Annotated in this window: 21 protein-coding genes and 1 tRNA gene; 15 read left to right on the forward strand and 7 right to left on the reverse strand. The window is 55.7% G+C overall.

What is annotated here, in order from left to right:
- Positions 1–12 precede the first annotated feature (12 nt).
- On the forward strand, positions 13–1,098 hold the full coding sequence (locus tag PMX21_RS06240) for a hypothetical protein (RefSeq protein ID WP_271758717.1): 1,086 nt from the start codon (positions 13–15) through the stop codon (positions 1,096–1,098).
- 112 nt (positions 1,099–1,210) lie between these two features.
- Here the strand turns inward: PMX21_RS06240 and PMX21_RS06245 are convergent, their stop codons facing one another.
- Positions 1,211–1,450: a helix-turn-helix domain-containing protein gene (locus tag PMX21_RS06245; RefSeq protein ID WP_118388347.1), complete on the reverse strand. Its 240-nt coding sequence runs from the start codon at positions 1,448–1,450 to the stop codon at positions 1,211–1,213.
- 9 nt (positions 1,451–1,459) lie between these two features.
- Positions 1,460–2,098, reverse strand: coding sequence for a DUF2975 domain-containing protein (locus PMX21_RS06250; protein WP_271758719.1), 639 nt, complete (start codon positions 2,096–2,098; stop codon positions 1,460–1,462).
- Between the two features lie 702 nt (positions 2,099–2,800).
- Between PMX21_RS06250 and PMX21_RS06255 the strand changes: the two genes are divergently transcribed.
- The 8 genes from PMX21_RS06255 (at position 2,801) to nagA (ending at position 9,493) form a co-directional block, all read left to right on the forward strand.
- A complete protein-coding gene (locus PMX21_RS06255) occupies positions 2,801–3,244 on the forward strand; it encodes a PTS sugar transporter subunit IIA (protein ID WP_195621885.1) in 444 nt (147 codons plus the stop codon).
- Positions 3,244–3,525: a preprotein translocase subunit YajC gene (yajC, locus tag PMX21_RS06260; RefSeq protein ID WP_022094612.1), complete on the forward strand. Its 282-nt coding sequence runs from the start codon at positions 3,244–3,246 to the stop codon at positions 3,523–3,525. The genes PMX21_RS06255 and yajC overlap by 1 nt, the downstream gene beginning before the upstream one ends.
- A gap of 36 nt (positions 3,526–3,561) precedes the next feature.
- Positions 3,562–4,044 (forward strand): PTS N-acetylgalactosamine transporter subunit IIB, encoded by a 483-nt coding sequence (gene agaV, locus PMX21_RS06265; protein WP_089572404.1) that lies wholly within the window; start codon positions 3,562–3,564, stop codon positions 4,042–4,044.
- 90 nt (positions 4,045–4,134) lie between these two features.
- Positions 4,135–4,935: a PTS mannose/fructose/sorbose/N-acetylgalactosamine transporter subunit IIC gene (locus PMX21_RS06270; RefSeq protein ID WP_271758723.1), complete on the forward strand. Its 801-nt coding sequence runs from the start codon at positions 4,135–4,137 to the stop codon at positions 4,933–4,935.
- Positions 4,925–6,007 carry a PTS system mannose/fructose/sorbose family transporter subunit IID gene (locus PMX21_RS06275; protein ID WP_271758725.1) on the forward strand — a complete coding sequence of 361 codons (1,083 nt, stop codon included), beginning with the start codon at positions 4,925–4,927 and terminating at the stop codon, positions 6,005–6,007. The genes PMX21_RS06270 and PMX21_RS06275 overlap by 11 nt, the downstream gene beginning before the upstream one ends.
- A 186-nt stretch (positions 6,008–6,193) precedes the next feature.
- Positions 6,194–6,925: a GntR family transcriptional regulator gene (locus tag PMX21_RS06280; RefSeq protein ID WP_117806791.1), complete on the forward strand. Its 732-nt coding sequence runs from the start codon at positions 6,194–6,196 to the stop codon at positions 6,923–6,925.
- A gap of 114 nt (positions 6,926–7,039) precedes the next feature.
- Complete coding sequence (locus PMX21_RS06285) at positions 7,040–8,206, forward strand: AgaS family sugar isomerase (RefSeq protein WP_035137674.1); 1,167 nt, start codon at positions 7,040–7,042, stop codon at positions 8,204–8,206.
- 117 nt (positions 8,207–8,323) lie between these two features.
- A complete protein-coding gene (gene nagA / locus PMX21_RS06290; protein WP_022094606.1) occupies positions 8,324–9,493 on the forward strand; it encodes an N-acetylglucosamine-6-phosphate deacetylase in 1,170 nt (389 codons plus the stop codon).
- A gap of 75 nt (positions 9,494–9,568) precedes the next feature.
- Here the strand turns inward: nagA and PMX21_RS06295 are convergent, their stop codons facing one another.
- Positions 9,569–10,153: a flavodoxin domain-containing protein gene (locus PMX21_RS06295; RefSeq protein WP_055310431.1), complete on the reverse strand. Its 585-nt coding sequence runs from the start codon at positions 10,151–10,153 to the stop codon at positions 9,569–9,571.
- 156 nt (positions 10,154–10,309) lie between these two features.
- On the opposite strand from PMX21_RS06295, the gene PMX21_RS06300 reads away from it, so the two are divergent.
- The 3 genes from PMX21_RS06300 (at position 10,310) to PMX21_RS06310 (ending at position 12,857) form a co-directional block, all read left to right on the forward strand.
- A complete protein-coding gene (locus PMX21_RS06300; protein WP_055310432.1) occupies positions 10,310–11,191 on the forward strand; it encodes an aldose 1-epimerase family protein in 882 nt (293 codons plus the stop codon).
- A gap of 59 nt (positions 11,192–11,250) precedes the next feature.
- Complete coding sequence (locus tag PMX21_RS06305; protein ID WP_271758728.1) at positions 11,251–12,186, forward strand: hexose kinase; 936 nt, start codon at positions 11,251–11,253, stop codon at positions 12,184–12,186.
- Positions 12,187–12,383: 197 nt separating this feature from the next.
- The gene (locus PMX21_RS06310) at positions 12,384–12,857 is read left to right on the forward strand and encodes a NanQ anomerase/TabA/YiaL family protein (protein WP_271758730.1); all 474 of its coding nucleotides are present in this window, start codon (positions 12,384–12,386) and stop codon (positions 12,855–12,857) included.
- A 208-nt stretch (positions 12,858–13,065) separates the two neighbouring features.
- Here the strand turns inward: PMX21_RS06310 and PMX21_RS06315 are convergent.
- Positions 13,066–13,141: transfer RNA gene (locus PMX21_RS06315), tRNA-Thr, on the reverse strand.
- A 157-nt stretch (positions 13,142–13,298) separates the two neighbouring features.
- Between PMX21_RS06315 and PMX21_RS06320 the strand changes: the two genes are divergently transcribed.
- Entirely contained in the window at positions 13,299–13,781 is a 483-nt protein-coding gene (locus PMX21_RS06320) for a PTS sugar transporter subunit IIB (RefSeq protein WP_271758732.1), read from the forward strand.
- 324 nt (positions 13,782–14,105) lie between these two features.
- Here the strand turns inward: PMX21_RS06320 and PMX21_RS06325 are convergent, their stop codons facing one another.
- Entirely contained in the window at positions 14,106–15,158 is a 1,053-nt protein-coding gene (locus tag PMX21_RS06325) for an aldose epimerase family protein (protein WP_152068505.1), read from the reverse strand.
- A gap of 205 nt (positions 15,159–15,363) precedes the next feature.
- On the opposite strand from PMX21_RS06325, the gene PMX21_RS06330 reads away from it, so the two are divergent.
- Positions 15,364–16,128 (forward strand): DeoR/GlpR family DNA-binding transcription regulator, encoded by a 765-nt coding sequence (locus PMX21_RS06330; protein ID WP_271736907.1) that lies wholly within the window; start codon positions 15,364–15,366, stop codon positions 16,126–16,128.
- Positions 16,129–16,400: 272 nt separating this feature from the next.
- Here PMX21_RS06330 and PMX21_RS06335 read toward each other — a convergent pair whose 3' ends face one another.
- Positions 16,401–17,138, reverse strand: coding sequence for a GntR family transcriptional regulator (locus PMX21_RS06335; protein ID WP_271758734.1), 738 nt, complete (start codon positions 17,136–17,138; stop codon positions 16,401–16,403).
- A 54-nt stretch (positions 17,139–17,192) separates the two neighbouring features.
- Positions 17,193–18,113, reverse strand: coding sequence for a DUF7916 family protein (locus PMX21_RS06340; RefSeq protein ID WP_022094155.1), 921 nt, complete (start codon positions 18,111–18,113; stop codon positions 17,193–17,195).
- A gap of 356 nt (positions 18,114–18,469) precedes the next feature.
- Between PMX21_RS06340 and PMX21_RS06345 the strand changes: the two genes are divergently transcribed.
- Positions 18,470–20,164: a PTS lactose transporter subunit IIBC gene (locus PMX21_RS06345; RefSeq protein WP_195520962.1), complete on the forward strand. Its 1,695-nt coding sequence runs from the start codon at positions 18,470–18,472 to the stop codon at positions 20,162–20,164.
- The last annotated feature ends 152 nt before the right edge of the window (positions 20,165–20,316 follow it).

Here is a 20,316-nt window from a genome sequence, read left to right on the forward strand (position 1 = left end):
GGAGTAACTGATATGGGTCTGATTCAAAAGAAGGACGAGAAGGACGAGATCGACGGCATCAAGATCATCGAGCGCGGCGAAGGCCCCGACGGTGACGAGGACGAGAAGATCGATCTGGTCGCCGGTACGTCTGCCGAGCACATTGCTGCCGGCACGACCGCCGAGGAGGAGGACGCCCGCCTGGAGGCTCAGATTGCCGCGGATGCCGCTGACGAGAATCTCATGCCCGAGGAGCAGGATGAGGACAACGACTCCGACGTGGACGACCATGCATCCAAGCACAAGAAGACGATGATTGCCGCCTTTGTGGTTGCAGTCGTGATCGCTGCGGTGGTCGGCTTCTTTATTGGCAATGGCGGCTTTGGCGGCAAGGGCGTCGGCTCGGCGACTCTGACCGAGGATCAGCTCGATTCGACCGTGGCAAGCTATAGCTACAACGGCAAGAAGAGCGACATCACTGCGCGCGAGGCCATCGAGAGCCAGTACAGCCTCGACACCGTCAAGGATGGTGACGGCAACTACACCGCTCCGTCTGCCGACGTTATCCTGTCCTACGTGCGCAACAAGATCCTGCTCGACGCCGCCGAGGACGAGGGCATTACCGTTTCTTCCAAGGAAATGAAGAAGTACGCCGAGGATTCCATCGGCACCTCCGACTACAAGACCATGGCCACGCAGTATGGCGTGTCCAAGGACCAGGCCAAGCAGATCGTCCGCCAGTCCGCGACGCTGCAGAAGCTCTACAAGAAGAAGGTGGGCGATAGCTCCGCAAGCATGCCGACCGCCCCGACCGAGCCTGCTGACGGCAACGAGGAGACCGCGAGCAAGGATTACGCCGACTACATCATCAACCTTGCTGGCGACGAGTGGGATAGCGAGAAGGGTACCTGGAAGGATGCCGACAGCACCTATGCCAAGGCCTTCGCTGATGATGCCTTTACGGCCGATAGCGCTACCTATAAGCAAGCCATGACCGCCTATTACACCGCTTACCAGCAGTATTCCTCGCAGGCTTCGAGCGCCAGCTCCAAGTGGACTGAGTATGCGAACGGCCTCTACGCCAAGGCCAACATCAGCATCTACGGCCTGTTTGCGTAAGGTTTGTCTGCACTACTGCGCGCTAACCGATCTACCTGATTGAGCCCGCTAGAACGGACAACGTTCTAGCGGGCTTTTTGCGTTGAGGGCGTGATTGACGGCTTAATTATGACTATTCATCTTTAAGCCCAAAAAGGCTATCGGCTTCATCGTCGGATATATATTCCAGTACATCGCCTGGTTGGCAGTCGAGTGCCCGGCATATCGCGTCAAGAGTTGAAAAACGTATGGCAGAAACCTTGCCCGTCTTAATGCGTGACATATTGACCTGGGAGATGCCCACACGTTCCGCAAGCTCTTTGGATGAGATCTTGCGTTCGGCGAGCATGCGGTCAAGCCGCAGAATAATCATGGATTCCCCCTAGAGCAACTCGTCATCTTGTTTTTGCAGGATATACCCGTAACGGAAGATACTGGCAATCAGGCAAATAATCAGGCCTGCAAAGAGCATGGAGGGCTCGAATAACTGGCCGACGAACGCATCGGTAAAGCTGCCGCCAAATCCCGAGAGTATCATTCCCGTGATAACGGCACCAAGAAGCCTCACGGCAACGCCGCCGATAAGGAATAAATGTCCTACTCGACGAAGTGTTTGGTTACATTCAAGGTCAAAGGGCCTGCCTTCCTTTTCAATGTTGAAGAAAAGCCTGCGCACGCTTATCGCGATGGTAAGCGCGAGGCATGTCATCAAGAGGCTCCCTATGGCAGTGTGACCATCGTGTGCGACGAGCATAAGTGGGGCCTGCACATCGGTACCGACGATAGCAAGGCACGGCCCTTCGCCGGCTTGAAGTTCTACGGATTGGAGACACGGGCCTTGGGAGAGGCCAGGCAATATGAGTAGAAGGTCAATCGCAATGACTGCGAGGAGCCCCAGAGCGAGCGCGGTGGTAATGCAGATCGTGGCCCATTTGCAAATGCGAGCGAGCTTCCTCAGTTTGGCTACCGTCTGTTCGCGGCTGATGGTTTCATTCGATATAGATGCGTTTCGATGGAACATAACCCCTCCAATCGGCGTTTGGGATGATACTTGTATCATATCAGAATTAACGATAAACGATAAATAATTACGGAGACTGAGTAAGTAATGATTGAAAACGATTAGCGTGAGCTATTAGCTCATTTTGGATGCCGGAGTTTGGCGCGTGGGGGATAAGGACAAATGACAAAATTTCCTGTGATCGCGCAAGCGCTCCATCGGGTTCCCCTAATTCATATGGGAAAACAGCTGCAAACGATTACAAGTAACCGGTGAACGGTCGAAAACTACCGTTCACCGATAATCTCAAAACTGGTTCTAACTGGTATTAAGACAAAAAGACCAATTCACATATCTTCACAATGACCTGCAATTTTTCTTTACGCTATTTTTAGCCGCCCTGCGTTGTTTAGACACAATAAAAGTTCTGATCTTTTTCCAAAGCATTTCGAAACGGTTTCAAAACCGCAGGTAGAAGTATTAACGAGCGGTAAACGGTCGATTTATCACCGTGAGCGGTGCAAAAACGTTTTACCGTATGAATCAACGAAAGCGACCTCTTCTGGGGTGATATAGTGACAACAACACATCACGTGGTTACTACCAGTTTAGAAACCACTGGTCTTCAAAGAACGCTTTCCAAGAAGCTTTAAGGGCGAGCGCCCGCTGGCTTCCGAAAATCATCGGACTCAGATCGTACACACCTTCGGAAGGGAAATTTGAATGGTTGGCTTTATTCTTACCGGTCATGGACAGTTCGCACCCGGCCTTGCAAGCGCTATCGCTATGGTTGCTGGCGACCAGCCTGCTTTTACCGTCGTTCCTTTTGAGGGCGACCAGGCTGCATCCTACGGTGAGGATCTCCGCGCCGCTATTACCGCTATGCGCGAGGAGTGCGATGGCGTGCTCGTCTTTACCGACCTGCTTGGCGGCACCCCGTTCAACCAGTCGATGATGATTGCCCAGGATGTCGATAACGTCGAGGTTCTGACTGGCACCAACCTTCCCATGGTTATTGAGCTTCTGTTCCTCCGCGGCAATGCCACGCTCGCCGAGCTTGGCGAGCAGGCCGTGACCGTTGGCCAGACGGGCGTCACCGCCCAGACGGTCGCATCCGTTGCCGACTCCGAGGAAGAGGATATCTTCGGCGACGAGGACGGCATCTAATGGCCGATTTCGGAGCCAACGTCCTGAGCTCCTCGGTCGCTCTTTTAGGCCTGCTTGTCATCATGGGCTTGATTTACACCATCTGGTCGCAAATCAACATGAAGAAGAAGCAGAAGTACTTCAAGGAGCTGCACACCGAGCTCAAGCCGGGTCAGGAGGTTCTTTTCGCCGGCGGTATCTACGGAACCGTCAAAGGCATCGAAGGCGAGAAGGTCCAGATCAAAGTCCGATCCGGAGCCGTCGTAGATGTTTCGCGTTACGCGATTCAGGAGATCAAGTAACTGTCGTCAGCAAATATCGAAAGGAAGCTGATCAACATGGCAGAACCCAACATTCTTCTTACCCGCATCGATAACCGACTGGTTCATGGTCAGGTTGCCACCCAGTGGAACTCCACTCTGGGCTCCAACCTCATCCTCGTCGCCAACGACGATGTGTCGACCAACACCATGCGCCAGAACCTCATGAAGATGGCCGCTCCCGCCGGCGTCGCTACGCGTTTCTTCTCCCTGCAGAAGACCATCGACGTCATTGGCAAGGCGAGCCCGCGCCAGAAGATCTTCATCGTGGCCGAAACACCGGAAGACGTGCTTACGCTCGTCAAGGGCGGTGTGCCTATAAAGAAGGTAAACATCGGCAACATGCACATGTCGGAAGGAAAGCGCCAAGTCGCCACCTCCGTCGCAGTTAACGACGAGGATGTCGCTGCGTTTAAAGAGCTGCAGGAATTGGGGGTGGAGTTGGAGATCAGGCGCGTTCCGAGCACGCCTGTTGAGGACACGAGCAAGCTCTTCTCGTAGTCTTCGTGATCCACGTTGTCAGGAGTGAAACCCTGACATTTTGTACGTGAAATCCAAAGTGCGTACATACATTTTGAAAGGAGGAGCAAGATGGAATTCTCGATCATTCAGGTCGCCCTGGTCTTCGTTGTTACGTTCATCGCGGCAATCGACCAGTTTGACTTCCTCGAGTCTCTCTATCAGCCCATCGTCACCGGCGCCGTCATCGGTCTTATCCTTGGCGACCTCAACACCGGTCTTCTCGTGGGTGGTACTTATCAGCTCATGACGATCGGCAACATGCCGATCGGAGGCGCTCAGCCGCCTAACGCCGTCATCGGCGGCATCATGGCAGCCATTCTCGCTATCGCCACGGGCCTCGAGCCCAACGCGGCAGTTGGCCTCGCCATTCCGTTCGCTCTGCTTGGCCAGCTTGGCGTTACCCTGGTCTTCACGCTTATGTCCCCGCTTATGTCCACGGCCGATAACATGGCTCACAACGCGGACACCAAGGGCATCGAGCGCCTGAACTACTTCGCCATGGCTCTGCTCGGCCTGATCTTCGCTGTCGTCGTCACCCTGTTCTTCATCGCTGGCGCCACCATCGGTCAGACCATCGCCGCTGCTATTCCGACTTGGCTGCAGACCGGTCTGTCCGCTGCAGGCGGTATGATGCGCTTCGTCGGCTTCGCCGTCCTGCTCAAGGTTATGATGAACCGCGATATGTGGGGCTTCTTCCTCATGGGCTTTGGCCTCGCGCTCATCACCGTTGCCAACGATTCGCTGGCAACCCCTGCTCTGCTCATCCTCGCTCTCATCGGCTTCGGCATCGCTTTCTGGGACTTCCAGCAGCAGACCGAGCTGAAGGGTGCAGCTGTTTCTGACGGAGGTGACTTCGAAGATGGCATCTAATGAGTATGTGATCCCGGAGCACTACGAGGATCTCACTCCTGCTCCGCAGCTCGACCAGAAGACCCTCAACAAGATGGCTTGGCGCTCCTGCTTCCTGCAGGCCTCGTTCAACTACGAGCGTATGCAGGCCGCTGGCTGGCTCTACTCCATCATCCCCGGTCTGGAGAAGATCCACACCAACAAGAACGACCTCGCGGCTTCCATGAGCCACAACCTGGAGTTCTTCAACACCCACCCGTTCCTCGTCACCTTTGTTATGGGTATCGTGCTTTCGCTCGAGCAGAACAAGGTTGACATCCCCACAATCCGCGCCGTCCGCGTCGCCGCAATGGGCCCGCTCGGTGGTATCGGTGACGCCCTGTTCTGGCTGACGCTCGTGCCTATCACGGCCGGCATCACCTCCAACATGGCCATCAACGGCAACGCCGCTGCGCCGATCATCTTCTTGGTGATCTTCAACGTCGTCCAGTTCGCTCTGCGCTTCTGGCTCATGAACTGGTCCTACAAGCTTGGCACCAGCGCTATTGACGCTCTGACTGCCAACATGCAGGCCTTCACGCGCGCCGCTTCCATCATGGGCGTCTTCGTCGTCGGTTGCCTGGTCGTCACCATGGGTGGCACCCAGATCAACCTCCAGATCCCCAACGGCACCACCCGTGGCCTCTCCGCCAATACCGTGATCGTCTCCGAGAAGGAGGCCGAGAACTTCACCGGTATGGAGGGCATCGATACCGAGACCGCTGAGGCCGGTACCATGGCCATGACCGATGAGGATGGCAACGCCCTCACCGCCACCGATGCCGACGGCAACGCTGTCGAGTGCGGCGTCACCGATCTGGGCAACGGCATGGAGTCCGTTACCTACGGCACCGTCACCGAGGATCCGGTCAACTTCTCTGTTGCCGACACCCTCAACACTATCGTCCCGAAGCTCGTTCCGCTTATGCTTACGCTGCTGCTTTACTACATGTTCGCTAAGCACAGCTGGACCCCGACCAAGGGCATTCTGCTGCTCTTCGTCCTGGGCATCTTGGGCGCTGGCCCGCTTGGTCTCTGGCCGAGCATCTGGTAAGGCTCTAGCTTGAGGGGTGTGTCCCTACGCGGCTCACACCCCGACCCCTTAAGCCATGTGTATGTTAAAAGCCGCGTGCTCGAAAGAGCGCGCGGCTTTTGTTTTTCTTGATGATTCGGGTGTGGCAGACAGATAATGCTAAACACCCTAGGTAGTTAGCCGAATTCGAGCAAAAGGGAGGATAGGATGGCGATCGGAGCGCGTAAGCAACCGCTGTACGATCAGCTGGTCGATATTCTGACCGAAAAGATCGACCATGAATATCGCGCCGGTGACATGATTCCTTCCGAGCGCGAACTTTCGGAGCGCTATGGTCTCTCGCGCACTACGGTACGCCTGGCTCTGCAGGAACTGGAGCGTTTAGGACTGGTGGTTCGGCAGCACGGTCGCGGTACCTTTGTGACTGACCGTTCGGCAAAAGCAACCAATCTTATGCAGTCCTACAGCTTTACCGAGCAGATGCGCGCGATGGGTCGCGACCCCGAGACCACGATTCTCGAGTTTTGCGAGATGGAGGCCGATAAAAATCTGGCCGAGCATATGGGATTGCGTATCGGCGATCGCATTTTTAAGCTTAAGCGCCTTCGTTCTGCCGACAACATGCCCATGATGGTCGAACGCAGCTATCTACCAGTTCGTCAATTTCTGTCCCTAAAGCGACCGCTGCTGGAGCGTAAGCCGCTTTACGATGTGATTGAGCAAGACTTTCAGCAAAAGATACGCGTGGCCGAAGAGGAGTTCTATGCGAGCATAGCCCGTCCCACCGATGCCCATCTTTTGGGAATTGTCGAGGGCTCGCCTGTGCTCGATTTGGTCAGGACTACGTATAACGAGTCAAACGAGGTTGTGGAGTATACGCTCTCGGTTGCTCGTGCTGATCAGTTTAAATACAAGGTTTATCACCAGCGTAGTAACTAGTGTTCGCATCGTATCCATATGGTGATTCTTTGCATTTAACTGGTTACTACCAGATAACCAACCGAAGTGTATAATTGCACGTCAGAGGATTACTTCTAGAGAGAGGTATTAGAAATGTTCGAGAAGAGTGTCGAGGAGCTTACCGAGCTCGGCGCCCAGATCACCACGGCCGAGATTGCTCAGCAGCCCGAGCTTTGGCGTGATACGCTCAACATCTATCGCGAGAACAAGGAGGCCATCGAGGCCTTTCTGGCTGAGGCTCGCGCTATGGGCGAGGGTCGTCTGTCTGTTGTCTTTACCGGTGCCGGTACGTCCGACTACGTTGGCGATACCTGCGCCCCGTACCTGCGTCACGCTGGCAACACTGATCTCTACGACTTTAAGCCCATCGCCACGACCGACATCGTGAGCGCCCCGCGCGACTTCCTGCGCGCCGAGGATCCCACGCTCGTGGTTTCCTTTGCCCGCTCTGGCAATAGCCCCGAGAGCCTTGCCGCCGTTGCCGTTGCCAAGGAGCTCGTCCACAACGTCAAGTTCCTCAACATCACCTGCGCTCCCGAGGGCAAGCTCGCCGTTGAGTCTGCCGATGATCCCAACGCGCTGACGCTGCTCATTCCGCGCGCCAACGACAAGGGCTTCGCCATGACCGGTTCTTATTCCTGCATGACCCTGCTCTCTACCCTTATTTTCGATACGGCCTCTGACGAGCAGAAGGCCGAGTGGGTCGAGACGATTGCCAAGATGGGCGAGGAGGTCATCTCTCGTGAGCCTGAGATCGCCGATTACCTGGCTGGCGACTTCAACCGCGTGACCTACTTGGGTTCTGGCTCCTTCGGTGGCCTTGCCCAGGAGAGCCAGCTCAAGATCCTCGAGCTCGCTCACGGTCTGGTTGCCACTTCTTACGACACCTCCATGGGCTATCGTCACGGACCTAAGTCCTTCGTCGACGATAAGACGCTCGTCTTCGTGTTCGTCAACAACGACGCTTACACCCGTCAGTATGACATCGACATTCTCAACGAGATCGGTGGCGACGAGATCGCTCAGCACACCATCGCCGTTCAGCAGGAAGGTGCCACCGTCTATGAGGGTGAGTCCTTCACCTTTAAGGGCTACGAGGCGCTTCCCGAGGGCTACCTTGCTCTGCCGTTCGTAATGTTTGCCCAGGCTATCAGCCTGCTCAACTCCGTGCGCGTGGGCAACACGCCCGATACGCCGAGCCCCACCGGCACGGTTAACCGCGTGGTTAAGGGCGTGACGATTCACCCCTTCACCGCTTAATCGCGTCCCCCTGCAAGGGCGCCCGTCCGCTCATAACGGCGGGCGGGCGCTTTTTGTTTTACGTGAGCTGTGTATAAGCATCACCACAGTCAACTGCTTTAGAAGCAAGGAGTGCATATGAGCACGTACGCAATTAAGGCTGACAAGTTCTTCTTGCCGGCAGGCCCGCAACTGGGCGGCTATCTTATGGTCGAGGATGGCGTCTTTGGCGCCTGGCAGGCCGACGAGCCCTCTTGCGAGATTAAGGACTACACGGGGTCGTGGATCGCACCGGGTATGGTCGATACTCACATCCATGGCTTCTACAACCACTCGACTACCGATAATGATCCCGAGGGCATCGATATCAGCTCGACCGAGCTCGCCCGTCGCGGTACCACCAGCTGGCTGCCCACGACGTTCACCGATGGCGTCGAGCAGATCAAAGACGCCTGCGCCGCCATCGCTCAGGCGGACGAGGGTCGCGGCCCCGACTTCTGCGGTGCTCGCATTCAGGGCATCTACCTGGAGGGCCCCTTCTTTACCATGAAGCACGTGGGCGCGCAGAACCCCGCTTACCTGATCGATCCCTCCGAGGAGGTCTTCGATCAGTGGCAGGAGGCTGCGGGTGGTCGCATCGTCAAGAGCGCCATGGCGGCCGAGCGCGACGGTGCCGCTGCTTATGCGGCTGCTCTGAATGCCAAGGGTGTGGTGACCAGCATCGGTCACTCCGACGCCACCTACGATGAGTGCATCGCCGCCATCAACGCCGGTGCCAGCTGCTTTACGCATACCTATAACGGTCAGCGCGGGCTGCATCACCGTGAGCCCGGTGTCGTGGGCGCTGCCATGTCCACGCCCGAGACCTACGCCGAGATCATCTGTGACGGCAAGCACGTTAACCCTGCCGCCATCAAGGCGCTGCTGCAGGCAAAGGGCTGGCAACACACGGTGCTCATCACTGACTGCCTGGGCTGCGGCGGCATGCCCGAGGGCAGCTACACCAGTGGTGGCATGGACGTCATCATGAAGGACAACCTGTGCTGGCTCGCCGACGGCAAGAGCATTGCCGGCTCGGTGCTCACGCTTGCCCAGGGCGTCAAGAACATCGTTGACTGGGGCATCGCCAGCGCCGATATCGCCATTCGCATGGCAACCGAGGTGCCGGCACGCTCCGCGCACATCGAGGATAAGTGCGGCAGCATCATGCCGGGTCGCGACGCCGACTTTGTCGTGTTCGACCATGAGCTTACCCTCGTCGAGACGTATGTTGGCGGCCAGAGCGTCGGCAACGCCTTTACCGAGTAACGATAGGAAAAGACGGCGGGCCCGAATCTGCTCGGACCCGCCGTATGGGTTAAACGCTCAAAAGCACCTTCACAGTTACAGCTTGTTAGCGATCTTCTTTGCCGTGCGCTTGACGCCGGCCACCAGGCCTCCTGCAGGATGCTCCTTCTCGTATGCTAGACGCTTCTCGCGCTTGGCGTACTCTTCGACGATGATATCGCCATATTCGTCTTCGATCTTGTCGAAGAAGTCGACGGCGCCCTTAATTTCCTCAGCGGTTGGGTGTCCCTTTTGGACACCGCCGGCGAGTTTGAACGGTCCCCACGTATCAAAGCCGGGGCAGCCGTAGACACCCATAAAGATGGCCTGCCTCATGCGGCAGATGCCATCGATATCCTTGCCGTACCACTTGTTTTTGCCACCGTAGGTCATAAGGCCAAACACCTTGTCCTGCGGCTGCAGCACGTTCGTGAGCACGCGTGCCATGTCCTTGTCGATCTCGGAGTAATAGATGCCCGTGGCGACACCGATCAGATGATATTCGTGCAGGTCGGGGTACTCGTTTTTACCGAGCGCCTTGACGTCGAGGGTATCGATCTCGGGGTGTGCCTCGACGATGGCGTCCACGAGCTTTTTCGTATTGCCGTGATGGCGCGAGGCGTAGAGGATGATGGTTCGCATAAGAAGGCCTTTCAGCTGTAATTGCATCAATGTCTGTATGGTACCCCGTTACATGGCTGGGATACCGGACGCATCGATGAACGTGCGGGTTTGTCCTTTGGTTAGGGCCGAGACGGGTACTTGCGAGCAAAAAGCAGTTGTTCGAAAGGATGGGCAATGGAATACGCTCTCTCCAACGATTCGATTTCTATTAAGGTGTCCACGGCTGGTGGTTCGTTTACCTCGATCGAGGCCGGAGGTCGCGAGTATCTGTGGCAGGGCGATCCCGCCGTGTGGTCCGGCCAGGCACCGATTTGCTTCCCGATTTGCGGAGGCTTGCGCGATAACAACGCCATGACGTTTGCCGGGCATCATGTAAAGCTCGCTCGCCATGGGTTTGCGCGCAAACAGGAGTGGAAGCTGCTGAGCCAGAGCGAGAACGAGCTGGCGATGTGCCTGGCTTCGGAGGATAACGCCGCGCTGCTGAGCGATTATCCGTATCCGTTTAAGCTTGTCGCCCGCTATACGCTCGAGGACGCTGCCGTGCGCGTTTCCTACGAGGTCACCAACGAGGGCACCGAGGACATGCCGTTCTTTATTGGCGGTCATCCCGGCTTTAGGTGTCCGCTCGATGAGGGCGAGGCCTATACGGACTACGAGCTGCGCTTTGAGAAGGACGAGGCTGCTGAGCTTTGCACTGCCGTCCCCTCGACTGGCTTGATTGACGTGGCAAACCGCTCCAAGAACCCCATGGTGGGAAAGACGCTGCCCCTGTCGCACGAGCTCTTCGATTTTGCGGAGACCATCTTTGACGTGCTCGAGAGCCGCCAGGTCACGCTTTCTAAGAAGGGGGAGGACAAGGGCGTCCGCCTGAGCTTTGAGGGCTTCCCATATCTCATTGTGTGGAGCAAGCCCGAGGGCGATTTTGTGGCAGTTGAACCCTGGGGTGGCCTTTCGACCTGCTCCGATGAGGACGACGTGCTTGAGCATAAGCGCGGCTGTCTTGTCGCCAAGCCCAAGGAGACCGTCGTTCGCTCGTTCACGATTGAGATTCTGTAGTCGCATGTATCCAATTCATTTTGCAAGGCACAAGAAGCCTGCGAGATAAGGAGCTAAAAATGATCCTCACCGTTACGATGAACCCGTCTGTCGATACGCGCTATCAGCTCGATGAGCTCGTTATCGACGACGTCAACCGTGTGACGCCCGAAAAGACCGCCGGCGGCAAGGGCCTCAACGTGGCCCGTGTACTGGGTCAGCTGGGCGACGACGTTGTGGCAACCGGCCTGCTCGGCGGCCACATGGGCGCCTATATGGCCGAGCTCATGGATGCCAACGGTATTAACAACGACTTTGTGCCCATCAAGGGCGAGACTCGCATTTGCCTCAACATCCTCCACGCCGGCAACCAGACCGAGCTGCTCGAGAGCGGCCCGACAATTGCCCCCGAGGAGCTCGATGCCTTTACCGCCAAGTTTACCGAGCTTGCGGGCAAGGCCGCTGTCGTTACCATCTCGGGTTCGCTACCCCGCGGTGTCGAGGCAGACTACTATGCCAAGATCACGGGCATTGCCGAGAACGCCGGTGCCAAGGTGCTGCTCGATACCTCGGGTGCTTCGCTCGAGGCCGCCCTTAAGTCCGAAATTAAGCCCGAGCTGGTCAAGCCTAACCTGACCGAGATCAACGGCCTTCTGGGCACGAACTTTACCACCGACGATGTGGACGAGCTCCGCGCCGCGCTCGCCTCTGATGCCCGCTTCTCCGATATCCCCTGGGTCGTCGTGTCCATGGGCGCTGCCGGCTCCGTTGGCTTCCACAATGGCCGTGCGTTCCGCGCGAAGACCCCCGATATCCCCGCCGTTAACGCCACGGGCTCTGGTGACTCCACTATCGCAGGCTTCGCGCATGCCATCGCTGCCGGCGCAGACGACGAGACGGTGCTGCGTACCGCCAACACCTGCGGCAAGCTCAACGCCATGGATCCCATGACCGGCCATCTGGTCATGGACCGTTGGGACGAGGTTTACAACGGCGTTGTCGTGACCGAGCTGTAGGAGCTTGTGCTGCGGCCCCGGCATCGGTTGCCAGCTCATGTCGACGACAAGTGCAGTAGCATTATGCCGGGGCGCGACGCCGACGCTGTCGTGTTCAATCCCGACCTTACCCTGGTCGAGACGCATGTGGGTGGCAACAGCGTCGGTAATGCGTTTGCCGAGTAGCCGCCAAAGAAATGATCTGAGAGGGGATTTAGATGATTTACGGTGCATTGGGCGATATCGAGGAGTACCGCGGAATGCTCAAGGGCCTCGACGTGCTGATCGATTGGCTCGAGGAGAATGATCCGGCGCAGCTCGAGGTCGGCAGCCATCCGATTCTGGGCGACAAGGTCTTTGCGAACGTCATGGCTCCCACGACGCGTCCCGAAGCCGAGGCTCACTATGAGACGCATCAGCGCTATCACGACCTGCAGATCGACGTCGAGGGTCGCGAGGCCTTTAAGGTTGCCACGGGCAGCCTGACGCTGGTTCAGGAGTTTGACGAGAAGGACGACTACGATCTGGTCGATTCCGACGCCTCGATCGCCGGCGATCTTGCTGACGACAAGTTTGCGCTGTTTGTTGCCGGCGAGCCTCACATGCCCACGCTCGAGTTCCAGGGCGATGGCGCGCAGCCGGTCAAGAAGATTTGCTTTAAGCTGCTTGCAGATGCTTACTGGGAGGAGTAGCGCGCTGCTCGGCTGAGCTGTTCGTGTTGCGAGCGTTATCCCTTGGGGGAGCTCGCTTGGGCCCCGCTGAACGCGGTTCCTTTGGGGATTGCGGTTGGCGGGGCTTTTGTTGAGTAGGAGAGTTTCCGGCGGCGTTGTGCTTGGATTGGCGGAAGCGCGCCCGAAATCAGCAACAAAAAAGCCGCCCAAAGGCGGCTATCTTGTGCAATGGAGCCAGCGACCGGGCTCGAACCGGTGACCCCCGCTTTACGAGAGCGGTGCTCTACCAACTGAGCTACGCTGGCGGCCATATGATGACGCAACTGAGGCGTCAACGGCTGTCTATGATACGGGACATCGCACATCCGCGCAAGTGTTCTGACGGCTTTTCTCACTTTAAATGCACTAATATTGGAGACGCGATGTCTTGCTCTTACGGGTCTCAAACAGAATGGGGTGGCGATGGCTCAACCCAAGATTCTTCTCACACGCATCGACGACCGGTTTATTTGCGGGCAAGACATTGAGCTGTGGAACGAGGCGACTGGTTCCAACCTTGTCCTAATCGTCAACGATGAGATCGCGGCGGATTCGCGCCAATGGGCACCCATGAGGGCGGCGGCGCCAGAAGGCGTTTGGACACGGTTTTTCTCGGTGCAAAGGACCATCGATATCATTCATACCGCAACGCCGCGTCAATGGATTCTGGTCATGGTGGCCTCACCCGCAGATGCGCTCGCGCTGGTTAAGGGTGGTGTGCCAATAACCAAGATCAGCATTGGCCATATGCAGACAGGGGAGGGCAAACGCTCTGCAACGCCTGCCGTTGCCGTAGACGATATGGACATCGCCGCCTTCAAAGAGCTGCAAGAACTCGGCATAGAGCTAGAAATCCGCTATCTCCCCAGTTCCGCCCCCGATCCCATCGACAATCTGTTCAACTGATCCCTTGGGGACGGAGGAAAACGGATCATTTTGCCCTTGCGAGGGACGCGCGCGATGCCGCCTGTCAAAAACTATGCCCATTTACTACGTTTGATCGGTTATCGCCGAGCATGTCGAATTTGAGAAAAACAAAACCGCAGGTAGACGGCTCGCGCATTTAACAAAAACCGGTGCATGGTCGAGCATCCCGGGCTAAACGTAGTAAATGGGCATAGTTTTGATATGTCACTCATACAGTCACAGCGAAAAAGAGCCCAAAAGATGAAAAACGCCCGTCGGCGGTGTGCCGGCGGGCGTTGCTGTGCGATATGTCGCGTTGTGGGCCTAGTGCCTCATAAAGTGGTATTCGATCACATTGCTGTAGGGATGACCGGGGCCCACGATGCCCTGGGGGAACAGCGCATGGTGCGGCGTGTCAGGATACATTTCGGCCTCGAGGGCAAAGCCGGCGCCCCAACCGTAGTTGGCATCGTCTTTGGCGTGTTCGTCGCCCAGCCAGTTGCCGGTGTAGAGCTGCACGCCCGGGGCAGTGGTGTAATAGTCCAGCTCACGGCCGGTCCACATCTCCTCGACGTGCATCGCGCGGCGCAGATTACGGCCGTACTGATAGCCATCGATGCACAGGCAGTGGTCGTAGCCACGGGCCTGCTTAATCTGCGGGTCGTCGGCTTCCATGCCGGGCGCGACGGGGCGCAGCTCACGGAAGTCAAACGGCGTGCCCTCGACCGGAGCGATCTCTCCGGTGGGGATATTCTGCTCGTTGATGGGCAGGTAGTGGGCAGCGTTAGCAACAAAGAAGTGCTCACAGTCCATGCCGGCGTTGTGACCGGCAAGGTTAAAGTACGTGTGGTTGGTCATGGACACGTACGTGGCGCGGTCGCTCTCACAGCCATATTCGATACGGAAGCAGCCGGTGCGCGTCACGGTAAACACGGCCGTAAAGGTGCGGTTGCCGGGAAGGCCCAGCTCACCGTCCTCAAGCGAGGTGGTCATGCGCACGGCATTGTGGACCTCGTCGAGCTCAACGTCCCATACGCGCTTGTGCAGACCATGCTCAAGATCGCTGTGCAGGTTGTTGGTGCCCTCGTTGGCGGGCATATGCCAGTCCGTGCCGGCGATGGTGATCGTGGCACCTGCAGTGCGGTTGGCCACAGGTCCGATGGTCGCACCAAAGCAGGCGGGGTTGTCAAAGTAATCCTCGAGCTTATCGAAGCCCAGCACCACATCGCGCACGTTGCCGGGGATGTCGGGCACGTCGATGCCCAACACGGTGGCGCCATAGTCCATAATGCGAACGCAGATCTCGGGCCCGTTGAGGGTGTAACGATGAACGGGGGTACCGCACGGCGCGGTGCCGAAAAGCTCGGAAGTGATCATTTGGTTCCTAACATCGAGGTATTTCCGACAAACTGTAGCGCGAACAGGCGAGATTATCACTACACCCCACTAAAGCAGAGGGTATTTTTCTCAAAAAAGTGATGATTGGAGCTGTGCGGGCGTTCATTTCTGACGCGCGCGAGTCTGATACAATTTGTTCGTTATTGTTTGAATTGACGTGAGCGTGGAACAGCGAGGACTCATCGTGATTAAAGCGGAGCGACAGGATAAGGTTCGGCAGCTGCTCGAGGAACAGGGAACGGTCTCGGTCAAGGAGATTTCGGATGCGTTAGGTGTCTCGGATATGACGATCCGCCGTGACCTTGAGGAGCTTGCGAGCCTGGGCGAGATCGAGCGCGTGCACGGCGGAGCCCGCAGTGCGCAGGGCCGTCCACACGCTATGCTGCGCCATGAGTATTCGCACAGCGAAAAGCGCACGAAGCATGCCGAGGAAAAGTTGCAGATTGCGCGCCGTTCTGTGGAGCTTATCGAGGAAGGCTCGACCATCTTTTTGGGCACGGGCACCACGGTTGAGCAGATGGCCTCGATGCTGCCGGCGTTTCGCCTGCGCATTGTGACCAATTCGCTTTCGGTGTTTAACCTGCTCGAGGCGCGCGAAGACTGCGACCTGTGCCTGGTGGGCGGCATGTACCGTCGCCGCACCGCCGCTTTTGTGGGACCAACGGCCGAGGATACCCTGCGTGCGCTGGGCATCGACGCGGCGTTTATCGGTGCCAACGGCATTCTGGACGGCGACGTGTCTACATCCAATATGGAAGAGGGCCGCATCCAGCAGCTCGCCTTTAGCAAGGCCGACTCGCGCTATCTGATCGCCGACTCCAGCAAGATCGGCAAGCGCGACTTCTACACCTTCTGCCGCCTGGACAATTTGGACGCCGTGGTGTGCGAGCCGGGCATCGCCGCCGAGGATCGTGCCGCCATCGAGGAACACACGCAGGTTATTTGCTAGTTATCGCTACGGGATTGCCAACGGGTGATGCGGGAGGACTTTTACCTCCTGTCATTGTGGAAACCAGCGCGTCAGCGCTACGCGATATGACGCGCAAATAAGGACTCCACTATCAAATCGTCTCAACCTGTAACAGGTAGGGGTGAAACCACCAACCAGATGTTACAGATTGAGACAATTCGGCGGGGCCTACCTTGTTTGTCTCGATCTGTAACGGTTAGGACTTAAAAACTCGGCTACGTGTTACAGATCGAGACAAAAGAAAAAGAACATTAGGACTTGAAAATAAAGTTTTGATAAGGGATTCGCCCAGTTAAGACGGTGCGGCAGACAATTGAGATTAGTTTGCCTCCGGAGTCGTAAGCATAATGAGTCAGTTCGATGACCGGAAGTTTTGCAACACCATAATTACTGGCTTCGGAATCGCTAAGCTGACGTGCTCTATAGCTTTCCCTAACAGATTGGATAGACTTGGACAAGTCGTCCATGATTCTGCTAAATGCCTGAAAATCTAACTGGTTATTCGGAACGCGCGACTTTGAAATGAAGAACGTATCAGCGCCTATGAAGCTGCCTTCAAGTTCGTAGGTCAATTCAAGACGCTGAATTTTGTCGCGACTTTGACATCCAAATTGTTGGAGCATCATTACGGAAATTGGACGACCTGATGTGAGGCCGCCGAAATGTTTGGTAATGGCATCTGGATCAACGCCATCGCAATGGCTTGCAAAGTCAAAGTCTAAAAGTGAATTGAGCTCGCTAACGCGTTTCGGTGCAACAAACGACCCCTTACCTTGGATTCGATAGATACTTCCACGACGCTCCAGCTCACTCATGGCAAGTCGGACGGTTGTTCTGCTTACGGCGTATTCGTCGCAGAGTTCCATTTCTGTTGGAAGTTTATCGTCTGCTTGATATTCATCGACGATCTGCTTGAGCAGCGCGTCGGTGAGCTGTAAATAGAGTGGCCGTTTTTCGTGTGTATCGAGCATTAGAGCCTCAGTTTGCATGTTGGTTATACCTGATGGTTGCCTCAGTCGGGATGTAACGTGGGCAAGGTAACCTTAACGTATCACAGAGCGGCTCAGCATGACGATCTGATGCCTGTATCCACGAAGGGCTTGTCCGAGCGTGAAGATATTCTGGGGCAGGCAAATACCGTTCATGGAGTCCCCGATATGTTGGAGGTCAGCGCCGGCTGCTTTTGCTGCAAGGCCTATTTTCTTAATGGTCTCGCTGTCGCAGGAGTCTTGACTCGTCCCGTTCGCCGCCATGACGAGAACCTTCTCTTCAATTGACTTGCCTACGTTGTGGGATCGTACAAAGTCTACGATGGCGCGCAGGTCTGCTTCTTGGAAGCAAGGGACGGTGTAGGGGGCTGGCACGAGAAGGATATCGACGCCGAGGTCAACAAACTTGCGCGCAATTTCGAGCGTCATGACAGGTTCCGCAACGCCCGCTCCATGCATTTTTCCGGCTATGACCAGGCCATTGAAATGCTCTTTGGAGAGTTTAATCGAATGGGCGATTGCATCGTTGGAGACGCCGGTTCCAGGGTTGCCCGTCAGGCAGATAAAATCAAATCCGAGTTCGTTAGCCTTTTCTAAGGTCTTGGGAGAGACGCGACGACCCATGGGGATTTCCGTTCGGGATTCAGACATCTCTGCCTCGTTATCAACTGGCTCCAGATTGACGCCAATGGGCCTTCCGCATGCTCGCTTCACCCAAGTGACCGGGTTTTCATTGAGATCATCTGGAATACCGGCAATAACTGGATCGAACACATCGAGCGCGTTAAACAGAAGCAGGTCGGCACCTGCGGCACGTTCGATTTCTGCATTAGTAACGCCGCCGAGAAATTGGGAAGAGGGTACGTTTTCCGCCATGATGGTACGTCCCTCGGAAGCCAGAATTGCCTGTTTTAGATCCATGGGTGACGTGGCGGCAAAATCGGATGCGGACATGTTCAGTAATCGTTTGGGCATTGTTACTTCCTTTGACTAGAACGACAGGCTTGTGACATTGTCTCTAATATTGTTACAACAATATATTCAATATGTTATATCCAATCGGTGAACGGTTGCAAACTTATTGTACTGCTCGGAAAAAATAGCCTTTAGCTGGGAAAACCTTATATTAATCAACTACCGTTCACCGAATAAGTATTTGAATTCTTGACATATCGAAAAAGCGGAAAAAGAATTGGTTATGACAAATCGCGCAAATGATATTACATTTCGCACAAGAACGTATTCACTTACATAAGTGGATACAAACGGGGACGACGACGGTTGAGTCCGGATAAATCGTTGTGTGCCCGGGAATCATGAAAGGATGTGTTATGGACGCTATCGTCAAATTCCTTGAAAAACACCAGCCTCTCTTCGACAAAATCTCGAGGAACATTTATCTGGTGGCGATTAAGGATGGCTTTCTCTCGAATATGCCAATTGTGCTGTTCTCGAGCCTGTTCCTTCTTCTTTCGACGCTCCCTGCCTATGTAGGCATCACGCTTCCGTCTGAGGTGCTGGATTTCTTCAATAAAATCTATGCATATACCATGGGACTTCTTGGCATTATGGTGGCCGGCACCACGGCGAGCTCACTTGCCATGTCGATGAACCGTCGCATGCCTTCGGGTAAATCTCTCAACCCCACCTCGTGCATGGTTTGTGCCATGTGCGGCATGCTCTTGCTATCGGTGACGAACGATGTTGTCTCGATTGGCGGAGCAGATACATCTGTTTTTGAAACCGGCTATATGGGAACTAAGGGTTTTCTCGCTGCGTTCGTAGCCGCATTCTTGACCGTTAATATCTATAAGGTGTGCATTAGCCATAATGTGACGATCAAGCTTCCCAAAGAGGTCCCTGGCTCTATTGCGCAGAGTTTTCGCGATATCTTTGCATTTGGGTTTTCGATCCTTGCGTGCGCTTTTATCGATCTTGCGAGCCGCAAGCTGCTTGCTGTGCCGTTCGCCAATTTGGTATCCGCTCTCATCTCGCCGCTGTTCTCCGCGGTCGACACCTATCCTGGCATGGCGCTTATCGAAGGCGCGGTCGCACTTTTCCAATTTATGGGTATCCACGGTGCTTCGGTTGTCATGAGTCCGATTAATGCTGCGCTCTACGGCAATACCGTTACCAATCTTGAGGTTTTCCAAGCAGGTGGACATCCGTCAATTGCTCTCACGCAGGACTTTACAAGCTTCATCGGCGGTCTGGGCGGTTCTGGCTGCACGTTCATCGTTCCTATTATCCTGATCATGTTTATGCGCTCCAAGCAGCTTAAAGCCATGGGCAAGGCATCGATTATCCCGGTGATTTTTGGAGTTAACGAGCCCGTTATCTTCGGTATGCCGATTGTTCTCAATCCCTATATGTTCGTGCCCTTCCTAGTGGCTCCTATGGTCAACGCCATTATCGGTAAATTTTTCATTGACGTCATTGGAATGAACGCCCCCATGTATACCATGCCGTGGGCGCTTCCCGGCCCAATCGGTGCGTTCCTCACCACGGGTCTCGATCTGCGTTCTCTCGTATTGATGGCAGTGCTGTTGGTCGTTGACTTTGTGATTTACTATCCGTTCTGCAAGGCGTATGACCATCAGCTTTGTTTGGAAGAGTCTGCAAAGGAGACTGCAGGAACCTCGGATGCAGATGCTATTGCCGCACAGGAAAATGTCGCAAAAGCTCTCGAGGCGGTAAAGGACAAGGCGGAGCAGATCCGCGTGCTTGTGCTTTGCCAGGGTGCCGGCACTTCGACTCTCTTGGCAAATGCTCTTCGCGAAGGTGCCGCTGCTAAGGGTATCGATCTGGTTTCTCAGTCCGGTGCGTACGGAAGCCACTATGAGACGATGGATCAGTACAACGTGATTGTTCTGGCGCCCCAGGCACGCATGTACTATGACGCTATGAAGGCCGATACCGATCGCCTTGGAATTAAACTGCTCACCACAAGGGGCAAGGAGTATATCGACCTTACCAACGATCCCGAAGGTGCAATTGACTGGATCGTTCAGGAGCTGGCCAAATAGTGGATGCACTTCGTCGTTGATTCGTCGGTGTATGGTACGGCCCCGCAGCTTATTGAGCTGCGGGGCCGTATTTCGTTCAAGACTTTAGTCTGCTGGCCGCGCAGCGGCCAGCTTTAAACCACCCGCTACGCGGGTGGAGACAAACGGCTTTA

The sequence above is a fragment of the Collinsella aerofaciens genome, from assembly GCF_028209885.1.
GTDB lineage: Bacteria > Actinomycetota > Coriobacteriia > Coriobacteriales > Coriobacteriaceae > Collinsella > Collinsella aerofaciens_BA.